Genomic DNA, 20,630 nt, shown 5'->3' on the forward strand with positions numbered 1-20,630 from the left:
CCAGACTTGAACCAAGTTCATTCTCCAATCGCCAACGTTAGGCATTATGGAGTGGTGGTGGTGTGGAGTATATAATATCTGGCCTATCCACTAATGCTGAGGTAGGCTGACCGACCCATTCAGTCGCCTTTCGACAGAATTTATCGCCTCTTTCAGACTTGTCCTCTTTCTCAAGTAACCTTCAGACGAGTCTACACACATGGTTGAGCTACCAGACAGCGTTTACGACGACATAGGCGAAGACGCCCCCGACGACGACGGCGGCAGCAGCGGCGGCGGTGGGGGCGGCAGTACCAGCACCGACAGCAGCGGGGGGACAGTTTCCATCACCTCGGACAGCGACGATGCACCCGCGCCCGGCTCCGACGAGTTCGACGAGCAGGCTCAGGACATCGTCACCGACAACATGGCCGACCAAGGTTTCGTCGCCGACGAAGACCTCACGAGCGGGTCCGGTGGCGCCGCCACTCGGTCGCCCGACGAAGGCACCGACTTTACTGAACTCGGCGAAGACGTTTCCGATTCCCCCGAGGTGACCGTCGAAGAAGACCTCGGCGGCCGGTTCGTCGGGAACGTTTTTGACCAGATTCGGCAAACCGGAACGGCCGCCGTCGACACCTCCGAAGCCGGCGAGAGAACCCCCCTCGAAGCCGACGCCGTGGCCTACGGAAACGAAATAGCCGGCGCCACGTTCGAAGCACTTGACCCGTCGACGCTCTCGGTGCCCGACTCTCTCATGCCCGAGTCGATGCCCACGGTCGAGGAGGTCGCCGACGACGTCACCGGCGACAACGGCAACGGCGGGCTGCTGCTCACCGGCGCGGCCCTCGCCCTCGGCATCGGCGCCGCCGTCATCGGGAGGGAATAAGATGGAGGGCGTCGACTCGGGGGACGGTGAAGTGAGCACCACGTCGATGGACGACAACCTACTCGACGACCACGAGTGGCAGGGACCTGTGGAGCCGGCGCCCGACGATTCGGACGTGCCGGGCTACGACAGCGGCGGCTACGAGTTCGTGGGGCCGGAGTCAGACGCCAACTGGTCGGGCGACGAACAGCCGACCGGCGACGACCCGACACTCGCCGAAATTCTCACAAGTGGGCGGGCGTTTTCCGCGGCGGTGTTCGGCGAGAATTACGTCTCTCCCGACGACCTCGAGGAGAACCCCGACTCAGACCCGACCGGCGACCCGTGGTGGGTCTACGATGGAACTGTTAGCCCTGCCGAGGGAGCGGCTGATTCTGATATTGACCTCGGAACAGGGACCGACATTCGAGATGTCGACATACCCGAAGAACTGAATGTGGACCTTCCCGGCTGGTTACCGTGGGCCGCCGGCGGTACCCTCGGAACCATCCTGCTGCTGGTTGTTATCTACGTCGTCGGTCAGGCCGTGACGTGGAACGTCGGAGGTGACCCTGCTTAGATGTTCGAAGCCGTCACCGTCGAAGTGCTCGCCGCCGTCACCGCGGCCGCGGCTATCGGCACCTTCGGGGCGGCACTCGGTGTCCTTCGGAGCGTCCTACGCACCGAGCGAGCGGTGTTCGGGTCCGAACACGTCGACCACGACGACGGCCTGATAGGACTCGTCGAAGAACACGACTCCCGGTTGACGCGCATCCGGCTGGCCCTCAGTCGAGAGGGCCTTCTGCACGTCACCGACGGCGGCCCGGAGGAGAAGGACGATGTGTAGCTTCGAAACGATGATGCCGTACATCCTCGGCGCGGTAGCCCTCGCTGTGGTGTCCGGCGCGCGCTGGGAAGAACTACTCCGCGAAGCTGCTCGTCGAAAACTCGGCCTCGGTGACGACGAATAGCGTAATCGACTTGTCCCACAACGCGATTAGAAAACCCCGCTTTTCGCTGTATATCACCTCGGACCCACCCACCCGACCGAAAGAACTAGACGGATAGCCCTGTAAATCCGATTATGGTTCGACTCGACGACTCGGGCGACGTGACGAAGTGTTGGCTCTCGCCGGACGAACTCGACCGGCTGGAACGGACCGCCGGCCGCGACGGGTGGGCGCGCGAGGTCGCCATGCAGTTGATGGGGCGGTGTGGCCTTCGAGCGTCAGAGGTGACGTACCCCGGCGACGAACACCTCCGGTGGTCCGACGACGGGGACGTGTGGCTGTTCGAGGTCCGCGGGAAGAACACGAAAGGCGGTGAGCCGAAGATTCGTGACGCTTGGATGCCGGAGGAGGTCGCCGACGACGTTCACAAATTCAGCCGTGAGCGCGGTCTGGGCGCGTCGGAGGCATGGGTCGACGCTTCCACGCCTACCGTGCGTCGGTGGGTCACCGAAGCCGCTCAGACGCTCGCTGAGGAGGCCGACGACGAACGGTGGTCCGAAGTATCGTCCCACGACCTTCGACGGTCGTGGGCGACGTACCACCTCGTCGAGCGGCAAGTTGACGTGCGGACGATGATGTCCATCGGCGGGTGGTCGGACTACTCGGCGATAGAACCGTACCTCGCCGAGCCAACCGAGAAGCGTATCGGCGAAGCGATGGGGTGACTTTTCGGAAATTCGGAAACGCCCCGGTTAGACATTTTACCCCTCCCGGCCTCACTTGTTCCGCATGTCTCTAGGAAATTGGACCTCATGCCCACGGTGCCGTAGCCCCGACGTGTCCGTATATCCGCTCCCGCGCCCTGAAATCCTACTCGTCTGTGAGGGATGCAACCAGCGGGCGTGTGTGGGGGTAGAAGAAGTAAGCAGGGCCTAAGACTCGTCCTGTTCTTCCTCGTGCTCCTCGGCGAGGTCGAGGAGTTCACCTATCACGTCGTCAAAAGAATCGCCCCGACCTTTTCTCATCATCAACCTACGCCAAGTATCGTCCGTAACCGTCACTGTCGTCTTATCTTCGGCCATGTTTCCGCTTCGGGGTATTGACCTATTGTAGTTATTATACAATGAACTCATGAGTCAATAGTTTCATTAGTGATGACCTACTACTGAGGATGCGAGCCGACGACCCGGTTGAAGATGACTCTGTTGGCGGTGTGAAGAACGGGCCGCGCTGCAACGCGGCCCGATAAGTCGGTTCCGACTCGGAACCATGTTCGGAACCACTACGGGGCTTGTGAGCCCCGAAAGGCCAGATGGACCGCTTTCTGATAACAGTAGCGACACCGCACGCTGCGCGTGTGGTGACCCACTCGACGGCTTCGACGCCCGACGCGGCGAGGCGACCTGTGAGGCGTGCGCCCGGCTCCGTGCAGACGGTGGCGACGACGAACACCTTCCTCAACACGCGCCAGCCGAATCTTGGCTTGTTCAAGCGGCTGCCGCAGAGAAGGTCACAGCCGTTCGGGACGGAACAGTGTACCACGTCACCGTCGAGGAGGTCGAAAGCGAATGAGCCTCACCCAACACGGGTTTTGTCCGACCTGTGACGACCGGCGGGAGCTCGTAATGACCTCACCCGGCGTCCTCGCCTGTCACTCCTGCGGCAACGTCGACGTCTACGAAAATCGGGACGACTACGAAAAGGTTCAGAACGATGAGTAGCGAAGCGACTCGCCGCTCGTTCGTCATTCGGTGCGAGTGCGGTATCACCGTCGTCGGCGCGGTCGCCGGAGACACCTGCGCGAACTGTGGCCGGGTGGTCCTCGATGGGTGACGAAGACAGCTACTCGGTGACCGTCACCCTCACCCGCGGGACCGGCACCGACGACCGAGACAAGATGAAGGCCACCGTCGAGGCCGACACCCTCGAAGAACTCGACGAAAAACTCGGCGAGATGCGCGACCGGCTCGAAGACCTTGCCGCCGACGTGCGAGACATCCAGCCCGAGGAGCGGCTTCGACAACTCGCCGAGAACCAGCGGACCCTCGAAGGTCAGGAGGCAGGTAACCCGTGACGGACGACCTCGACCCGATAGACCCGGAGGCGGCGGTCGAACTCTACCTCGACCAGCGGCAGGACGGTGTGAGCGAGTCGACCCGCCAAACCCACGAGTACAGACTTGACCCCTTCGTCAAGTGGTGCAACACCGAAGGGGACGTGACGAACATGAACGACCTCACCGGTCGGGACCTCCACGCCTACCGAGTCTATCGGCGCGAGGAGGACGACCTGAAGCCCGTCACGCTTCAGGGTCAGCTATCCACGCTCCGGGTGTTCCTCCGGTTCTGTGCGTCTATCGACGCCGTCCCCGAGGGACTACCGGACAAGATACTGCTCCCGACGGTGAGCAAAGGCGACGACGTCAGTGAATCGACCCTCGACCCGAACCGCGCCGAAGCCATCCTCGCCTATCTCGGCAAGTACGAGTACGGCAGCCGCGACCACATCATCTGGTTGCTGCTGTGGCGGACCGGCATGCGGACCGGAGCGCTTCGCGGTATCGACCTCGACGATCTCGACCGCGACGACCCGGCCGTCCGAATCCGGCACCGACCGGAGGAGGACACGCCGCTGAAGAACGCCGACCACGGCGAGCGGTGGGTCGCACTGACGGACTACCTTGTCGGCGTCGTCGAGGACTACATCGACGGCCCTCGAGTCGAGACGACCGACGAGTTCGGCCGGGAGCCACTTCTGACGACTCGGGAGGGGCGGGCGAGTCGGTCGACGATTCGAGACACCTTCTATCGGTGGACCCGCCCGTGCATGGTCGGCGAGGAGTGCCCCCACGACCGCGAGCCCGAGGAGTGCGAAGCGACCACCTTCGACACGGCCACCAAGTGCCCGTCGACGAGGTCGCCGCACGACGCTCGAAGCGGGGCAATCACCGCCCACCTGATGGACGATGTCCCGACCGAGATAGTCAGCGGTCGGATGGACGTATCGCCGAAAATCCTGAATCGCCACTACGACCGGCGTTCAGGGCGTGAGAAGATGGAACAGCGCCGCGATTACCTACGGGACTAACGATGCAAGCAACCACAGACCTACAGAGTCGACGAACCGCGCCAGAATCGAGTAATCCGGAACCGAGTTGGCCCACTCGGTTTCCAACCGGCCCTTGGCCGACGGAAATCGGTGGCCAAACTCCCGTAGGCGCCCAATTTCGGACGATACCACTTCTCGAAGAGCGGCGCTCTTCGGATAATCCGAACAGGTATCCTGACGCCCACCCCTCACGTCGTGCGGTTCGTTTAGCCGAAACCGGAGGTGTAGCATGACTCGATGATGCCCACATTGGGCCTGTAGGATGGCGGGGACGACTTCGTCACGCTCCATCATCCCGAATTTCGAGCCTTCGAGCGAGCCTCAGGATGCCGGAGAGATCACTGAGCCGGTGGTGTTCGGTCTCGGCATGGCTCAGTCCGTAACCGAGACGTTATTGCTGTTGTTAATCCGAATCGAGGCCTGTGCTCGTTAACAAGATTCTGAGTACATGCCAAATCATACTCTCGGTTAGTAATTGCTAACTTATCGGTAACCATCATGATATGCCAAGCACAACTCTTTGAATTATCTCTAAATAAGGACTATGCCATGTCTTCACAAGGTGCCTATTCGACCAAGGCCCCGGTTGTCGACAGCGTACTGGAGACGCTGAGCAACACGGTTCGAAGAGAGGCAATCAGGTATTTCGAAGATAGCGTGAACGGCGACGCAGCGCACATAGCGGAGTTAGCTACGCACATCAGCCACCGAATACCGTCGAAGAGTCACGAACAATTGAAAACTGAACTCCATCACCAGCACCTCCCAAGGTTGGATGAAAAGAATTGGCTTGCGTACGACCAAAGACAGGGAAATATCCGGTATTACGGAAACGAGAGGGCGGAGTACATCATTGAGGAAGTACAGGCGATTTTTTGAGTATCAGTATCTCTCTCTGCGCGAGACGGCGGAAGACGATTACAATTTTCGATATCAATCGGCTCTGATGAAGTCCTCAATCGGTGATATGTTCTTGGGGCCATGCTGAATACAGAGCGCACAAACCCGTGTTAAAATTGTTTAATCCGAGTTCACCAAGGCCCCATCTGGATCCATTCGTGCCGGGCGAGTCTTACCAGTCCAAGGGGAAAGGGTGGAGCCGATAGGAAAACCAACTTCTGTAAGCAATCGAGGCACGTTGGTCGTCTCGGGCCACGTTGCTCAGTAAGTGTGCCTAATACCGTTATCCACCGAGCCACCAGCCGTAGAGCTTCTCCTGCTCCTCGGCGTCGGGGTGCTTCTTCGATTGGCCGTACGTTTTCCCCTTTAGGAGTTGTCGTTCGACTGTATTCGCGGCGAGACGGAGTGCATGGGTAGCGCCGTAACCCTCGCCGTCGGCGGTGAAGTAGCCACGATCAGTGACCAGCCGTATTCGTGCCAGCACGAGCGGCACGCCCCGAGTCTGTTCCTTGTGCTCTTGCAGTTCGATGCTGGCCTTGATCACCTGCATATCGCCGTACTTCGAGGTCATGCTCTCGATCAATGCGGAGACGCCGTCGTAGTCCATGCCATCGAGCAGGTCGAGACCAAACACTTGCACAGGCTGGCGCCCGTTGTCTTGTTCCCAGGTGAGTGCCTTGATGACATCCGTTTTCGTGACGATCCCGCTGGGCTCGCCCGTCTCACTGTCAGTGACGACGAGCGAGGAGATTTCCTGCTCGAACATCATCTCAACCACCTCGTCGAGCGTTGCGTCTTGCCCGATGGTCACGACCGCATCGGACATTAGGTTCCGAACCGGCAGATCGAGCATCCGATCAGACTCCCCTTCGCGCGCGCCGAAGCCCCCGTGGCTCCCACCGGCGGCTTTCCCACCGGCGCCGACGTTGCCGGATGACCCCCCCTGACTCCGACTCCCCCCTCGCGTCGTGAACTCGATGACGTCGTAGAGGCTGAGCATCCCCACTACTTCGTCGTCCTCGACGACCGGGAGATGGGCGATGCCCGATTCCCGCAGCGTGTTGAGCGCTTTTCCGATACCGGTCTCGGGGGTCACGCTGATCAACTCGGCCGAGTACGCCTCGTCGACGGTCGCCGCGTCGAGGAACGGACGGACGGCCGCGAGGACGGCATCTGCGGTCACGACGCCATAGACGCGTTCGTCGTCGAGGACGGGAAGTGTCTTGGCGTCGCTCCCGATCATGAGTCGGGCGACCTCGCGGACGTCTTCGGTGCGTTCGACAGCCGGGACGTGTTGCACCTGCGAGCCGACCTTCGCAGAGGGCTGATTGGACGACGATGCCAGCTGTCGACGGCTGACGACGCCGCGATACTCGTCGCCGTCCGTGACGACGACGACATCGAGTTCCTGATTCTCGAACGCACCTGCGACCTTCGAGAGCGGTGTCCCAATGTCGAATTCGGTGAACGATGTGGAAACGATCTCGGTGATGTCCATGTTGACTCTCTCTTGATAGAGGATCGGCGTACGGTTATGACTGTCCCACCGACCGGGGGTGAGGAGCCGGGAGCTCGAACTCAATTCCAGTGGGCAGATTCGGTTACAGAACAGGAGTTGGTAGAAATCGACTGCGAGATAGAGAGGGTGAGGGCGCCGTAAGGCAGGCAACTCCAATTTCGTTGGTAATGTTACCTGACAACGGTAACCGGAACGGTAGCATGCTCGACGACGTCTCGCGCCACGCTGCCCATGAACTCGATGGTTCGTTCCGACCGCCCCCGGTGACCGACGTAGAGCGTCTCGAACGCCCCCTCCTCAGCGTAATCCGGTATAATCCTCGCTGGTTTGCCGTAGCGTAATTCGCCAGATACGGTTTGTCCCCGCTCCGCGGCAAACTCGATCGCCTCGTCCAAGATGTCTTGACCTTCCACCTCCGCGGCGTCAAAGCTATCGATGATCAGCCTGTCCCGACGGTCAGATTCGGAGACCGGCTCTCCACCGCCAGTATCATAGATGTCCGGTTCAATCGTGTGGATCAGTGTGATTGATCCGCCGGTCGCGTTAGCAATATTCGTGGCGTACGAAAGCGCCCGATTGCTCTCCTCGGATCCGTCAACAGCGACGAGCAGTTCCATACTGAACCATTGGGGGGCAGAACCGATATAAACAGCAGTCTAATCTGACGATCTGAGAACGATCCCCCACCCCTCGGGGGCCGACGGCCCCACCGGCCAAGCGGAAAGATCATAGATCCTTTCGAACACCTCGTTCTCGAGTTTTGTCCCGCTCATCCCCCACCCGACCGACGACTAGTCGTCCGCTCCTCTGTCTCTGCCGTTCTAGCTATTACTCAGTACACCCGAGACAGCCGAAGAGACCGCTCAGTCCTTCGAGCCGTGCTCGGGAAGCCGGAGGGTGAGGAGCACGACCACGACCAGTATTCCGGCTAACAGCAGGTATCCTTCGTTGAAGTATCCCCGGTCAGCGATGGCACCGAAAAGCACCGGCCCGGCAGCACCGAGTGTCGCCGAGGTGGTTCGAACCGCACCGAGTCCGGTTCCCTGAATCTCGTCGGGAATCGCATCCGAGAGGAACGACTGGGTAATCGCCCCGGAGCCGAGCATCGTACTCACGAGGGCGGTGACGGCGACGAGCGGCCAGATGCCATCGATGAAGGGGAGCGACGCCAGTCCGACGACGGGACCGACGAGAACGGCGACGAGAGAGCGGCGCATACCGATCCGGTCGTAGGCCGCGCCGGCGAGTGGCTTGACGACGACGCCGAAGGCGAAGAACACGCTGAACAGCACCCCGGCCACCGACGACGGGAGTTCCTTCTCTTCGACCAGATACGTCGGATAGAACCCGGTGAACGACTGCCAGATGAGGATGTACAGAAAGAGGATGAACGCGACGAACAGCAGGTTCGACTGGCGCAACTCGGCGATGACGTAGCGTGCGCTGTCGGCCGAGAGCGAATCGACCGCGCTGGCCGTCGGCGTTTGTGTCGGGAGAACTACCCAGAGGACGACGCCGACCAACAGGAGCAGTGGGATGATGAATCCCAGGCCGAGTTGCCACGCGACGGCGGCCGCGAGCGCTCCTGCAATCGGCGGCAGCACTGTCTGGCCGAGGTCGCCGGTCGCCATCGTCACCCCGAGGGCGCTCCCGATTCGGCCGGGGTAGATGTCGGAGAGTATCGTGATGCGCGCGATGGGATACAGCGACTGGCCGAGGCCCACGAGTGCCGTGGCGGCGAACAGGACGAGTGGCGTCGGTGCCGTCACGACGGCTACGAGTGCGATGGCGACGACGATCGTCCCCGCAGTCATGACCGCCCGTTCGCTGTATCGGTCGGCGAGGATGCCGCCCGGGAGCTGGCCGAGTGCCGATCCGAGCCACAGCACCGTCACGAGTAGGCCCGCGACCGTGAGACTGAGACCGAACGACTCCCGGAGGTAGGGCAACAGCACGGGATACACCATCCGAGTCCCGAGCAGTATCCCCCACCCGCCCGCGATCGTGACGAGGAGCGGGCCCCTGCCGTCGCCCCACAGTTGCCTCGCCTCGTTCCCAATAGATTCGAAGAGCCCCATTTCGAGCGTCAGTACTGAACGGTTCGACAGCGAACGAATAACTGTTTATAAATCCGGGAATGGCGTGTGGATGAGTGGCAGCAGCACGAAGCCGAAAAGCAGTCGAAACCCAAGCGGGGAGTCGATGGGACGACGAACCGACAACTCTTTAGGCCAGCCTAAAACATAGCTGGTAAGCGAAAGATGAGTCAAGACATCTGCGTCGTCGTTCCGACGATTCGGGAGTACGAATGCATGCGGGCGTACTTCGACAACGCTCGCCGCCACGACTTCGACCTCTCACGACTGCACGTCGTCCTCGTGACCGAGGACTTCTGTGATACCGACGAGATGGAAGCGATGCTCGACGAGGAGGGCGTCTCCGGCGAGGTCTTCGACAGCTCACGCCGACAGGAGTGGTACGAGGCAAACGACATCGCGGAGTACAGCCACGTCGTTCCGGCGGCCAGCCACGCCGAGACGAGTTTCGGCCTGCTGTACATGTGGGCCAACGAGCGCTTCGAGTACGGCTTCTTCATCGACGACGACACCCTGCCTCACGAGGAAGACGACTTCTTCGGCCGGCACATGGAGAACCTCGCCTACGAGGGCGACATCGAGTCGGTGTCCTCCGACGAGCAGTGGGTCAACGTGCTGTATCAGAACGCCGACGACCACGGCCTGTATCCACGCGGCTACCCCTACGCGGCGATGGACGAGACCGTCGAGACGGATACCGAGTCCGTCGACGACGTGGTCGCCTCACAGGGACTGTGGACGAACGTGCCGGACCTCGACGCCGTCCGTATCCTGATGGACGGCGACCTGCAGGGACAGGCCCAAACCCGAACGAGTCGGGACGACTTCGAAGGCGATTTCGTCGCTGCGGAGGGTGATTATCTCACCGTCTGTTCGATGAATCTCGCGTTCAAACGAGAGGTCATCCCCGCGTTCTACCAGCTCCCGATGGACGAAAACGAGTGGGACGTGGGTCGCTTCGACGATATCTGGAGCGGCGTGTTCCTCAAGCGCGCCTGCGACGTGTTGGGTAAGCAGATTTACAACGGCTACCCGCTGTGTGAACACAACAAGGCGCCACGGTCGACGTTCGACGACCTCACCAACGAGGTCGCTGGCCTGGAGTTGAACGAACACCTCTGGGAGATTATCGACGATGCTGGCGCGGACGCCGACAGTTACGCGGCGGTGTTCGAGGCGATGGCCGAGGAACTCCGCGACGGGGACTACTCGGCGTACAACAACGGGGCGTTCTTCAACCACGTCGGCGAGTACATGTACGACTGGTTGGACTGTCTGGACAGCCTGGAATCGCTGCAGCGCGTCCCGGCGGCGGCGGACGACTGAACCGACGACTATAAGTTAATTTAGGTAAGCCTAAAACACATGGACGCACCGAATTCGTTTTTCGACGGAACCGACCGGCGGTCGTTCCTCGCGGGGGCGGCCGCCGCGGGAACCGTCGGACTGGCAGGGTGTTCGAGCATCCTCGGTAACGGCGAGGGCAACGGGAACGGCAACGGAGACAGCCCAATCGGACAAATCGGGTCCGGCCGGGCGGGACGCGGCACCCCCGGCGGTACCCCGATGGCGGAGATGCCGGACCTCGAAGGCGAGTTGACGCTGTACTCCGGTCGCGGGGAGTTCCTCGTCGGCGACCTCATCAGCTACATCGAAGACATCTACGACGATTTCTCGCTGACGGTCCGGTATGCCGGGTCGACGGACCTCGTCAATCAGATAATCAACGAGGGCCAGGGGACGCCGGCCGACGTGTTCTACTCTGTCAACGCCGGCTCCCTCGGCGCACTCACCGACGCGGACCGCACGCAGGCGCTTCCGGACGAAGTGCTGAACATGGTCCGCGAGGAGTTCCGGACCGACCAGTGGGTCGGCACCTCCGGCCGCGCTCGAAGCGTTCCCTACAACACCGAGGCGTACTCGGGCGACGACCTCCCGAACGACATCATGGCCTACCCCGACTTCGAGGGCGACCTCGGGTGGGCGCCGTCCTACGGCTCCTGTCAGGCGTTCGTGACCGCCATGCGCATCATCGAGGGCGAGGACGCGACCCGAGAGTGGCTCGAAGGCGTCGTCGACTCGGGCATCACCTCCTACCCCGACGAGTTCGTCACGTGTCAAGCCATCGCCGACGGCGAAATCGACGCCGCGTTCACGAACCACTACTATATCCAGCGCGTCCTCGACGGCTCGTCGGATGCACCCATCGCAACGGCGTTCACCGAGGGCGACGCCGGCGCCGTCTTCAACGTCGCGGGCGCGACCGTCACCGACGCGGCCGGCGACGCGACGCTCGCCTCGAACTTCGTCCGACACCTGCTGTCGGCGGAGGCACAGGACTACTTCGCCCGCTCGACCTTCGAGTACCCCCTCGTCAGCGACGTCGAACCCATCGGTGATTTGCCGACCATCGACGAACTCGACGTGCCGGATATCGACCTGACGCAGCTGTCCGACCTCGAACCGACCATCGACCTCATGCGCGAGGTCGGCATCGACGTCTGACCACACGACTTATTTCCACTGCTTTGTACGATTCGACGTGATTCGGCCGCTTCGCACCCTCCGCCGTCGGTTCCGTGAGACGCCCACGGAGACGCTTCTGGCGGCCGGCCTCGCCGTCCTCGCCGGCATCGTGGTGTTCGCAACCGCGGAGACGCTGTTTCCCTACCACTCCAGCAACCACGACGAGGGCGTCTATCTCCAGCAGGCATCGATGCTGTTGGCTGGGCAACTGGAGTTGTACGCCGGCGGCCTCGCCGACGCGTTTCACCCGTGGTTCTTCATCGAGGACGGCGGCCGACTCTACCCCAAGTACACGCCCGTCCCCGCCGCGATGTACGCGGTTTCGATGGCGCTGTTCGGCGAGCCGCGCGTGACACTCGCGGTCGTCGCCGCCGCGAACGTGGCGTTGGTGTACCGGCTCGGGTCGCTCGCCTTCGACCGCCGCGTGGGTCTCGTCGCCAGCGTCGTCTACGCCGTCTCACCGATGGCACTCATCACTACCTCGGTGTTCCTGCCGTACGCGCCGACGACGATGCTGAATCTCGCCTTCGCGGTGCTGTATCTCCGGGCAGTCCGGGAGAACTCCCTCCGGAGCGCCGGCCTTGCGGGCGCCGTCGTCGGCATCGCGTTCTTCGCTCGCCCGTACACGGCAGTCCTCTTTGCGGCGCCGTTCATCGCGCACGCGGTGTGGACCATCCTGCAGGGCGTCCGGACGGACGGCGTGTGGCCGCTCGCCGACGCCGCACGTCGAAACGCTCTGACGGCCACCTTTGGCCTCCTCGGCGTCGGCCTCGCGTTGGCGTACAACGCACGCATGACCGGGTCGCCGCTGGTCTTCCCCTACGAGGCGTTCGCGCCGATGGACGGCCCCGGCTTCGGCGAGCGCCGCATTCTCGGCCACGAAATCGACTACACGCTCGACCTCGCGCTGGAAGCCAACGGTTACGTCCTGTGGTATTTCGCCACCCGGTGGTTCACGGCCGGCCTCCTCGGGACGGTCGTCGCCGCCGTCGGCCTCGCGGTCGCCGCGAGCCGCTGGTTCGACGGCCAACTCACCAGCCAACGCCGACGCGTGGGCACCCTCCTTGCGGCCCTGTTCGTGACCATCCCGCTGGGCAACATCGCCTTCTGGGGCAACTACAACATGCTGGCGACGATGGACGATCCGACCGACGGCCTGCTCTCGCAGTTCGGCGCGTTCTATCACTTCGATTTGCTCGTCCCGCTGTCGGTGTTTGCGGCGTTCGCACTCGTCGTCGGCTGGCGAGCGGCCCGCGACAGCGCCGCCGTCGAACGACTCACCGCTACCGCCTCGCCGCGGGCCGTCCGGGCCGTGGGCATCGTCGCGCTTGCAACGGTGCTTCTCGTCGGCGGCGTCGCCAACGCCGCCGTCCTCACGCCACCCGTCGAGCGTCACGCGAGCGCCACAGAGAAGTTCGACACCGCTTACGAGCCAATCGATTCGGCCGACTTCGAAGATGCCGTCGTGTTCATCCCGGCGCCGTACGGTGACTGGCAGAATCACCCCTTCCAGTACCTCCGGAACGACCCCGGCTTCGACGGCCCGGTCGTCTACGCCCTAGACCGCGACCCCGCGGGTGACTTCGCCGTGATGGACGCCTACCCGAACCGGACGCAGTACCGCTATACCTACCGCGGGGAGTGGACGGCCGACCCCGACCGTCACGTCACGCCGAAACTCGACGAAATCGAGGTTCGCGAAGGCAGTCGACTCGACGGCGAGACGACCGTCGGCGTCCCCGGGCGCGTCCAGCGGGCGACCGTCCGGCTGTTCAGCGTCTCCGGCGGCCACGTCGAGTACGGCGTCGAAAACCCCGGCGACGACGTGAGCGTCGCGTGGAGTCTCGACGGCGATGGCGCGCGTCTCGACGGCGCGAACGGGACCGTCTCGGTCGCCGAGACAGACGAACTCATCCTGCTGGTTCGACTGTCTCAACCCGACGGCGGCACGCTGACCTACCGACAGGAGATTACCGTGCGAACCACGGGCGACACCGTCGAGGTGGTGTGGCCACCCGAGCGAAGCGTCTGCCCGCTGGTCGACTACTGCGGCCGAGAGGGAACCTACCTCCCCGACCACCCAGAAGAACACTTCATCGGCGTCTCCTTCGAGACGGACGTAGAACCGTCGCGGTGAGTTACCGGAACCGCTCTTCGAGACACACCTTCACGATGGACTTCGCGATGGCTGCGCCGCCTTCGATGGGGTCGAGTTTCGTCTCACCGGCGCGTTCGGCGTACTCGATGGGCCGCTCCTGTATATCGTAGCCGCGCATCAGCGGGCGGATGAGCAGTTCTGCCGACAGGCCGGTGTTTTCGGTCCACTCGATGTCTTCGACCACATCGCGTCGGTAGGCGCGCATCCCCGTCGTGGTGTCGTGGACGCGTTCGCCCATCAGGACGCTGGCGACGGCGGCGAAGGCGTGGTTGCCGAGGCGGTTGAACGCCGGCATCGCGTCCGCGCCGTGATACAGGCGGTCGCCCGAGACCACGTCGTATCCCTCGTTGATGGCTGCGAGGAACTCCGGCAGTTGCTCCATCGGGTAGGTGTCGTCGCAGTCGGTCGTGACGACGATGGGGCGGTCGGGGGCGAGAATCGCCTCCCGGACGGCGACGCCGTACCCCTGTGGCTCCTGTTCGATGACGCGGGCGCCGTGTTCGCGAGCGATTTCGGGCGTCCGGTCGTCGGAGCCGTCGACGCAGACGACTTCGGCCTGCCCGTCGGTGACGCGCTCGATGTCCTCGAGGACGGTGGCGACGGCGGCCTCCTCGTTGTAGGTGCCCATCACGACGCTGAGGTCCTCGAAGGTGTAATCGTCCGCCGTGTCGCCGTCTGCTGTCTCCGCATCGTCTGCGGGTTCGGAGCCGTTAGAGTGCTGTAACTGACTCATTGTCCTGTCGTCTATCTCCCACCGACTTAGGCTTTTAGGTTTACCTAAAACAGAGTCAGAGCGACGCGTCGATGGCTTCAGCGGCCCGAATCGCGAGTGCAGCGATGGTGAGTGTCGGGTTCATCGCGCCGCCGGTGGGGAAGACGCTGCTACCCGCCAGCCAGCAGTTCTCGAGGTCGTGGGTGCGAAGTTGGGGCGTCACGACGCTGTCGTCGGGGTTGGTCCCCATTCGGGTCGTCCCCATGTGGTGATACGCGGGACCGGTGTTCTCGGAGCCGACCTGCCACGTGATATCGGCGCCCAACTCCTCCAGAATCGACCGCTGTATCTCGTTTGCACGCTCGATCGTTCGGCGCATGCGGTCGTCGAGCGACCAGTGGATCTCGGGAACTGGGTTGCCGTGATCGTCGGTGCGGCTCTCGTCGAGAGTGACGTAGTTGTCCTCGCTGGGCAGCTGTTCGACGAGCGCGCCCACCCCGACGTGGTCGCCGTAGTTCGCCCGGAGGCGTTCGAGTAAGTCGTCGCCCCAGTCGTCGCCGGTCAGCGCCATCTCCACCGGCGAGGGGCCGGCGTAGTTGAAGAACTCCAGTTTGAACGGGCCGACCGTCTCGTCGGCGTCGTCGTAGAACTGGTGGCTCTCGCTGGTGAGAAACCCGACGTGGTTCTGTCGGGTCGGTTCCCCGAGCCGGCCGCCCATCCCCGCAAAGAGGTGGTCCATGAAGCACTTGCCGACGAGACCGCTGGAGTTGGCGAGGCCGTCGGGGTAGTGTTCTGACTCGGACAGCAGAAGCAACCGGGGTGTCTCGACGCCGCCACAAGCGACGACGAAGGCGTCGGCTTCCTGTCTGTGGCGTTCGCCGTCCGGTGTGGCGTAGACGGCCGCCTCGACCGAGTCGAGGCCGTGTTCGAGCCGCTGGACTGGCGCGCGGTCGATGACCGTCGCCCCTCGTCGCTCGGCGGCCTCGGCGTGCACCGTCGCGTCGTACTTCGCACCCGAGGGACACACCGGCTGGCAGGTGCCGTACCCGACGCAGGCGCTGCGGCCGTTTCGGGACTCGGAGTTGCGGGCATTGGGCACCGAGTGCATCGCGATTTCGAGTTCCTCACAGGCCTCCGCGAACAGGCTGTCGCTGTAGGAGGGCGGAAACGCCGCCATCGGGTGTGGTTCCTCTCGTGGCGGCGCGAAGGGGTTGTCCGAGGCGCCCGAGACGCCCAACTCCCGTTCGGCCTCGGCGTACTGCGGTCGGAGGTCGGCGTAGTCGATTGGCCAGTCGACGCCGACGCCGCGCTCGCTGCGTGAGTTGAAGTCGTCCTCGTGGAGCCGCATCACCATCCCCTGCCAGTGGAGCGTCGACCCGCCGACGCCCTTCACGCGGGCGTGATTCAGCGGATACCCCTTCTCGCCGCTTGAGGTGTAGGCGTCGCGGTCGGCGTCGCCGTCCCACACGTCCGGCCGAGAGAAGGAAGGTCGTATCGAACGCTCCTGTCTGCGGAGTCGGTCGTCGGGGTCGAACCGCGGGCCGGCGTCGAGGACGACCACCTCGTGGCCAGACGCGGCGAGGCGGTCGGCGACGATGGTGCCGGCCGGACCGGCGCCGACGACACACACGTCTGCGCCCGCGACTGGCGTTCGGGTCACGACGGCGGCCCCCGCTGGTAGGTGTCGGTGCCGCCAGGATGTCCCTGGGGATTCTCGATGCCGACCAGCTCCCCGCCGGTCGGGGAGGTGTACAGCGCCATGAGGAGTTCGTTGATGACGAAGTATCGCACGCGTTCGGCGGTCGTTCCGTCGGGCGCCTCGTCGGCGATGTCGGCACCGGCCTCCCGGAGCAGTTCCTCGCGGGCCGCCGGCGACAGCTCGGCGATTGCGGCGTCGTGCCAGGCGGCGGCCAACTCGTTTAGGTCGGTCGCGGTCGCTCGCAGCGCTTCGCCGTGGCCTTCGCGTTCGAGTCGCTCGGTCACGAACGTCTCGACGAACGGCTCGATACCCGAGAGTTCCGAGGGGTAGAGAACCTCGGCGAGTGCGACCATCGCCGAGACGACCGCGTCGTCGTCGAGTCGGTCGGGGGGTTCGTCTCGCTCCCGGGTGGCTCTGAGACCGGCTGCGGCGGCGCCGCCCGTGCCGAGGGCTGCCAACGCGATGGTGGCGTCGCGCCGCGTCAGTTCCATGGGATTGAATTAGGCTGGCCTAAAATATATCCGTTGGAATGGGTTCGCTCAAGTACGTCGGGACACGAACGGTCGGACAATGAGGGATATCGCGGGACTTCGGGAACGCTTCGATGGGGAGTTCCCGCTCGGGTTGGCGCTTCTCTGTGGGTTCATCGCCGTGGCGCTCGTGTTCCCGATGTCGTGGCTGTTCATCGAGGCGGTGACCGTCGACACCGAGCGCGCCGCTGACCTCCTGTTCCGGTGGGGGACCGCCGAGATCATCTTCAACAGTTTGCTTCTGATGGCCGGCGTGACCGGCCTGTCCGTGCTGTTGGGCGTTCCGCTGGCGTATCTCACCGTCCGCACCGACCTGCCGTTCCGTCGCTTCTGGACCATCGTCGTCGCGCTGCCGCTGGTCGTACCGAGTTACGTCGGCGCCTTCGCCTTCGTCTCGGCGTTCGGCCCCCGCGGAGAATTTACCGACCTATTGGCGCCGCTCGGCATCGAGCAAATTCCCGAAGTGTACGGCCTCGGTGGGACGATACTCGTCATCACGCTGTACACCTACCCGTACGTGTATCTGACGACGCGAGCGTCGCTTCTGTCGCTCGATACGACGCTCATCGACGCCGCCCGAACGCTCAATCAGGACCGCCTGACCGCGTTCCGTCGCGTGACGATACCGCACATCCGACCGGCCGTCGTCGCCGGGGCGCTGCTGACCGCGCTGTATGCGGTCTCGGACTTCGGAACGCCCGGCATCATGCGACTGCCGGTGTTCACACGCCAGATATACGTCGAGTACAACGCCTTCGGTCAGGACTTCGCGGCGCTGTTGTCGCTGCAGTTACTCGCCATCGTCCTCGTCGTCCTCGTCTTGGAGCGGTGGGTGCGTCCGCAGACCTCCGTCAAGGGCGGGTCGGATTCCAGCGGCGACTCGACGGTCACCCTGGGCCTCTGGCGCTGGCCCGCGACGCTTCTGCCCGTCGCCGTCACCACCATCGCCCTGGCCGTTCCCATCTGGATTCTCGGCCTGTTGCTCGTCAACTCCGAGGCCGGCCGTCGGCCCTCGCTTGCCTTCGAGTGGATCTACGCGTTCAACTCCGTCGGCGTCTCGCTCGTGGCAGCCATCGTCGCCGCCCTCGCCGCCCTCCCCATCGCCTACTTCGCCGCACAACACGACTCCCGCCTCGCGGCAGTGTTCGAACGCATGACGTACCTCGGGTTCGCCGTCCCCGGTATCGTTCTCGCGCTCGCGTTGGTGTACTTCGCCGCGGGCTACGACTCCCTCGACATCCCCTTCACCCCGGGGCTGTACCAGACGATTCCACTCCTCGTGTTCGCCTACGTCGTCCGGTTCATGCCGCAGGCCGTCGGGTCGATTCGAACGTCGACCCTGCAGGTCGACTCGACGCTCGTCGAGGCCGCACGCACACTCGGTGAATCGCCGGTCGGCGCGTTCCGACGAACCACCCTCCCGCTCATCGCGCCCGGCGTGGTGGCAGGCGCCGCCCTCGTCTTCCTCACGACGATGAAGGAGTTACCCGTGACGCTCATCCTCCGCCCGACCGGCTTCGAGACCATCGTCACCCAGATCTGGCGCGCCCAAGAGGCTGCCTACTACCAGTACGCCGTCGTCCCCGCGTTCCTCTTACTCGCCGTCTCCGGGCTATCGATGGTCGTGTTGCTGTTACAGGAGGAGCGACTGTGACGACGGTCGACCTCCGCGTCGTGACAACCGACGACGCCGCCGCCATCGCGTCGATTTATCGCCCCTACGTCGAGGAAACTGCAGTCACCTTCGAGGAGGTACCTCCAGACGCCGAGGAAATCGAGCGCCGCATCGCCGACACCGTCGAGACGTACCCGTGGTTCGTCGCGGAAGTCGACGGGTCGGTCGTCGGCTACGCCTACGCGGGGGACCTGCGGAAGCGTTCGGCCTACCGATGGGTGACCGAACTCTCGGTATACGTCGAGCGGTCGGCCCGCGGTGCGGGAGTCGGGTCGGCGCTGTACGCGGCACTGTTGGAGACGCTCAGCGAACAGGGGTTTGCCAGCGCCTACGGCGTCGTCACGCTGCCGAACCCCGAAAGCGTCGGCTTCCACGAGGCCTTCGGCTTCGAGCGCGCGGCGTTGCTACCCGAAGCCGGCTACAAACACGGCGAGTGGCACGACGTGGCGTGGTTCGAACGCAGCCTCGCCGCCCGAAGCGACGACCCGGCCGACCCGACGCCGTTTTCGGCGTGTCGGGACGCCCAACTCGACGACATCCTCGACGCCGCGGCTACCGGAAAGCCGTAGCCGAACGGTAGGGTTTTGCCGGTGGGGTTGGTACTTCGGAGCAATGATACAACGGCTGGCGAGACAGCTGGCGAAAGAGGAACGGGACCTCCGCGTGCTGGAGGCCGTCATCGAACACCAGCCGATCGGTATCACCCGCGTCGCCACGGAGACTGGCATCGACGAGCACAAAGCGCGCTACTCTCTCCGGATGCTGGAGGACGACGGCCTCATCGAGCCAACGCCCGATGGCGCGGTTACCGCCGAGGGGTTCGAGACGCACGCCACCGACATAAACGAGGGGCTAGACGGTCTCATCGAGCGGATGGAATCGCTGAAGGAAATCGATCTGTAGTCACGAACCGGAACACTCGAATCCGTCGGAACCCTACCGGAGTCATGAACAACCCACTCGAAGACAACGACGTTCCGGGGTGGGCCCTCGGTATGTTCCTGTTGGCGACGACCGTCGCCATCGCCGGCGTCACCGACTACGTGTTGACCAACGCCGGCTACCGGAACCTCGGGCTCTTCGTCTGGGCGGTGTGTTACTCCGGCGTGATAATCATCGTCTGGGTGCTGTGGCTCAGCGACATCGAGTTGACCGGTCCCGCCGAGGGGTAACGGAACCATTAAGAACGAAACACCGCGATATCCACCAAAGATGTTCGAGATGCCGCTGCAACTGGTCGACGACTTCCTGCGGCAGTACCACGTCGGGCACGCACTCCTCGTCGGGTTCGTTCTCGCCGTCGTCGGCGGGTTCGCAATCAATCGGTCGGTGAAAGTCCTCGGAATCCAACTGTCGCTGTTCGGAATCCTGTTCATCGTCACCCCAACGTCGACGATGGAAGTCCCGTTCCTCTTCCTCGGCATCGGGTTAGCCGTCATCGGCCCCGTCGTCGCGGTCTCGGGGAACGACTGACGCGCCGTCACCCCTACAGTTCCTTCTCGATGACGTACCCCCACCTGTCGTAGCCGCGGCGCTCGTAGTAGTCGTGAGTGTCTGTTTTCGCTTCCGGCGACGCCAACGCGAGGAACGCACAGTCTTCCGCGTCCGCCCACGACTCGACGAACCGGAGTAGTTCGGTGCCGTAGCCCTCGCCGCGGTGTGGTTCGTCGACGACGAGGTCGTAGAGCCACGCGTGCCGGGCGTGATGCAGAACGCCCGCGACGAGGACGCCAGCGACGGCGACCAACTCACCGTCGACGAACCCGCCGAAACAGCGGTAGTCGTCCTCGCCGGTCCATGCGAGTACGTCCGCGGGCGATTTCTCGGTCCACAGCTGTCGGAGAATCGGGACCGCCTCACGGCGCTCCGTCTCGTCGGTCAACTCCCGAACGTCCATACTCGGGCGTCGT

At 63.6% G+C, this 20,630-nt stretch carries 26 protein-coding genes; 18 read left to right on the plus strand and 8 right to left on the minus strand.

The features are described from left to right. The first annotated feature begins 199 nt into the window (after positions 1–199). The 5 genes from HWX69_RS14040 to HWX69_RS14055 all read left to right on the plus strand — a co-directional run bounded on the left by HWX69_RS14040 (position 200) and on the right by HWX69_RS14055 (position 2,522). Positions 200–868: a hypothetical protein gene (locus HWX69_RS14040; RefSeq protein ID WP_178917697.1), complete on the plus strand. Its 669-nt coding sequence runs from the start codon at positions 200–202 to the stop codon at positions 866–868. A 1-nt stretch (position 869) separates the two neighbouring features. Then, on the plus strand, positions 870–1,427 hold the full coding sequence (locus HWX69_RS14045) for a hypothetical protein (RefSeq protein WP_178917698.1): 558 nt from the start codon (positions 870–872) through the stop codon (positions 1,425–1,427). Then, a complete protein-coding gene (locus HWX69_RS14050; RefSeq protein WP_178917699.1) occupies positions 1,428–1,694 on the plus strand; it encodes a hypothetical protein in 267 nt (88 codons plus the stop codon). It begins immediately after the preceding gene. Continuing rightward, entirely contained in the window at positions 1,687–1,818 is a 132-nt protein-coding gene (locus HWX69_RS18310) for a hypothetical protein (RefSeq protein ID WP_281361580.1), read from the plus strand. The genes HWX69_RS14050 and HWX69_RS18310 overlap by 8 nt, the downstream gene beginning before the upstream one ends. Positions 1,819–1,931: 113 nt before the next feature. After that, the gene (locus HWX69_RS14055) at positions 1,932–2,522 is read left to right on the plus strand and encodes a site-specific integrase (protein WP_178917700.1); all 591 of its coding nucleotides are present in this window, start codon (positions 1,932–1,934) and stop codon (positions 2,520–2,522) included. 207 nt (positions 2,523–2,729) lie between these two features. Here HWX69_RS14055 and HWX69_RS14060 read toward each other — a convergent pair whose 3' ends face one another. Further along, entirely contained in the window at positions 2,730–2,879 is a 150-nt protein-coding gene (locus tag HWX69_RS14060; RefSeq protein ID WP_178917701.1) for an antitoxin VapB family protein, read from the minus strand. Between the two features lie 187 nt (positions 2,880–3,066). Between HWX69_RS14060 and HWX69_RS14065 the strand changes: the two genes are divergently transcribed. The 5 genes from HWX69_RS14065 to HWX69_RS14085 all read left to right on the plus strand — a co-directional run bounded on the left by HWX69_RS14065 (position 3,067) and on the right by HWX69_RS14085 (position 5,784). Then, entirely contained in the window at positions 3,067–3,369 is a 303-nt protein-coding gene (locus tag HWX69_RS14065; protein WP_178917702.1) for a hypothetical protein, read from the plus strand. Beyond that, complete coding sequence (locus tag HWX69_RS14070) at positions 3,366–3,518, plus strand: hypothetical protein (RefSeq protein WP_178917703.1); 153 nt, start codon at positions 3,366–3,368, stop codon at positions 3,516–3,518. The genes HWX69_RS14065 and HWX69_RS14070 overlap by 4 nt, the downstream gene beginning before the upstream one ends. Before the next feature lie 104 nt (positions 3,519–3,622). Continuing rightward, positions 3,623–3,871 carry a DUF7389 domain-containing protein gene (locus HWX69_RS14075; RefSeq protein ID WP_178917704.1) on the plus strand — a complete coding sequence of 83 codons (249 nt, stop codon included), beginning with the start codon at positions 3,623–3,625 and terminating at the stop codon, positions 3,869–3,871. Then, the gene (locus HWX69_RS14080; RefSeq protein WP_178917705.1) at positions 3,868–4,884 is read left to right on the plus strand and encodes a tyrosine-type recombinase/integrase; all 1,017 of its coding nucleotides are present in this window, start codon (positions 3,868–3,870) and stop codon (positions 4,882–4,884) included. The genes HWX69_RS14075 and HWX69_RS14080 overlap by 4 nt, the downstream gene beginning before the upstream one ends. 570 nt (positions 4,885–5,454) lie before the next feature. Then, complete coding sequence (locus HWX69_RS14085; RefSeq protein WP_178917706.1) at positions 5,455–5,784, plus strand: DUF7344 domain-containing protein; 330 nt, start codon at positions 5,455–5,457, stop codon at positions 5,782–5,784. Positions 5,785–6,088: 304 nt separating this feature from the next. On the opposite strand, the gene HWX69_RS14090 is transcribed toward HWX69_RS14085, so the two are convergent. The 3 genes from HWX69_RS14090 to HWX69_RS14100 all read right to left on the minus strand — a co-directional run bounded on the left by HWX69_RS14090 (position 6,089) and on the right by HWX69_RS14100 (position 9,402). After that, entirely contained in the window at positions 6,089–7,303 is a 1,215-nt protein-coding gene (locus HWX69_RS14090; protein ID WP_178917707.1) for a CBS domain-containing protein, read from the minus strand. Between the two features lie 191 nt (positions 7,304–7,494). Then, entirely contained in the window at positions 7,495–7,941 is a 447-nt protein-coding gene (locus tag HWX69_RS14095; protein ID WP_178917708.1) for a universal stress protein, read from the minus strand. 246 nt (positions 7,942–8,187) lie between these two features. Beyond that, positions 8,188–9,402 carry an MFS transporter gene (locus HWX69_RS14100; RefSeq protein WP_178917709.1) on the minus strand — a complete coding sequence of 405 codons (1,215 nt, stop codon included), beginning with the start codon at positions 9,400–9,402 and terminating at the stop codon, positions 8,188–8,190. 183 nt (positions 9,403–9,585) lie between these two features. Here HWX69_RS14100 and HWX69_RS14105 point away from each other — a divergent pair, with 183 nt between their 5' ends. The 3 genes from HWX69_RS14105 to HWX69_RS14115 are packed head-to-tail and all read left to right on the plus strand — an operon-like array spanning position 9,586 to position 14,083. Then, on the plus strand, positions 9,586–10,746 hold the full coding sequence (locus HWX69_RS14105) for an alpha-1 4-glucan-protein synthase (RefSeq protein WP_178917710.1): 1,161 nt from the start codon (positions 9,586–9,588) through the stop codon (positions 10,744–10,746). A 39-nt stretch (positions 10,747–10,785) separates the two neighbouring features. Continuing rightward, complete coding sequence (locus HWX69_RS14110) at positions 10,786–11,925, plus strand: extracellular solute-binding protein (RefSeq protein WP_178917711.1); 1,140 nt, start codon at positions 10,786–10,788, stop codon at positions 11,923–11,925. A 37-nt stretch (positions 11,926–11,962) separates the two neighbouring features. Continuing rightward, positions 11,963–14,083 carry a DUF7846 domain-containing protein gene (locus HWX69_RS14115; RefSeq protein ID WP_178917712.1) on the plus strand — a complete coding sequence of 707 codons (2,121 nt, stop codon included), beginning with the start codon at positions 11,963–11,965 and terminating at the stop codon, positions 14,081–14,083. Position 14,084: 1 nt separating this feature from the next. On the opposite strand, the gene HWX69_RS14120 is transcribed toward HWX69_RS14115, so the two are convergent. The 3 genes from HWX69_RS14120 to HWX69_RS18170 form a co-directional block, all read right to left on the minus strand. After that, positions 14,085–14,732, minus strand: coding sequence for a dolichyl-phosphate hexose transferase (locus HWX69_RS14120; protein ID WP_246286569.1), 648 nt, complete (start codon positions 14,730–14,732; stop codon positions 14,085–14,087). Positions 14,733–14,892: 160 nt separating this feature from the next. Then, complete coding sequence (locus HWX69_RS14125; protein ID WP_178917714.1) at positions 14,893–16,476, minus strand: GMC oxidoreductase; 1,584 nt, start codon at positions 16,474–16,476, stop codon at positions 14,893–14,895. Beyond that, positions 16,473–17,006, minus strand: a complete 534-nt coding sequence (locus HWX69_RS18170) for a gluconate 2-dehydrogenase subunit 3 family protein (RefSeq protein WP_178917715.1) — start codon at positions 17,004–17,006, stop codon at positions 16,473–16,475. The genes HWX69_RS14125 and HWX69_RS18170 overlap by 4 nt, the downstream gene beginning before the upstream one ends. A gap of 79 nt (positions 17,007–17,085) precedes the next feature. On the opposite strand from HWX69_RS18170, the gene HWX69_RS14135 reads away from it, so the two are divergent. From HWX69_RS14135 to HWX69_RS14155, 5 genes are read left to right on the plus strand one after another with little or no spacing between them, the layout of a single operon-like run. Next, the gene (locus HWX69_RS14135; protein ID WP_178917716.1) at positions 17,086–18,699 is read left to right on the plus strand and encodes an ABC transporter permease; all 1,614 of its coding nucleotides are present in this window, start codon (positions 17,086–17,088) and stop codon (positions 18,697–18,699) included. Further along, positions 18,696–19,289: a GNAT family N-acetyltransferase gene (locus HWX69_RS14140; protein ID WP_178917717.1), complete on the plus strand. Its 594-nt coding sequence runs from the start codon at positions 18,696–18,698 to the stop codon at positions 19,287–19,289. The genes HWX69_RS14135 and HWX69_RS14140 overlap by 4 nt, the downstream gene beginning before the upstream one ends. 43 nt (positions 19,290–19,332) lie before the next feature. Further along, positions 19,333–19,623, plus strand: a complete 291-nt coding sequence (locus HWX69_RS14145) for a winged helix-turn-helix transcriptional regulator (protein ID WP_178917718.1) — start codon at positions 19,333–19,335, stop codon at positions 19,621–19,623. A gap of 44 nt (positions 19,624–19,667) precedes the next feature. Then, positions 19,668–19,892, plus strand: a complete 225-nt coding sequence (locus HWX69_RS14150; RefSeq protein ID WP_178917719.1) for a hypothetical protein — start codon at positions 19,668–19,670, stop codon at positions 19,890–19,892. Positions 19,893–19,932: 40 nt separating this feature from the next. After that, on the plus strand, positions 19,933–20,193 hold the full coding sequence (locus HWX69_RS14155; RefSeq protein ID WP_218644796.1) for a hypothetical protein: 261 nt from the start codon (positions 19,933–19,935) through the stop codon (positions 20,191–20,193). 13 nt (positions 20,194–20,206) lie between these two features. Here the strand turns inward: HWX69_RS14155 and HWX69_RS14160 are convergent, their stop codons facing one another. Continuing rightward, positions 20,207–20,617: a GNAT family N-acetyltransferase gene (locus HWX69_RS14160; RefSeq protein WP_178917720.1), complete on the minus strand. Its 411-nt coding sequence runs from the start codon at positions 20,615–20,617 to the stop codon at positions 20,207–20,209. Positions 20,618–20,630: the final 13 nt, after the last annotated feature.

It is taken from the genome of Natronomonas gomsonensis, assembly GCF_013391635.1.
GTDB classification, from domain to species: domain Archaea; phylum Halobacteriota; class Halobacteria; order Halobacteriales; family Haloarculaceae; genus Natronomonas; species Natronomonas gomsonensis_A.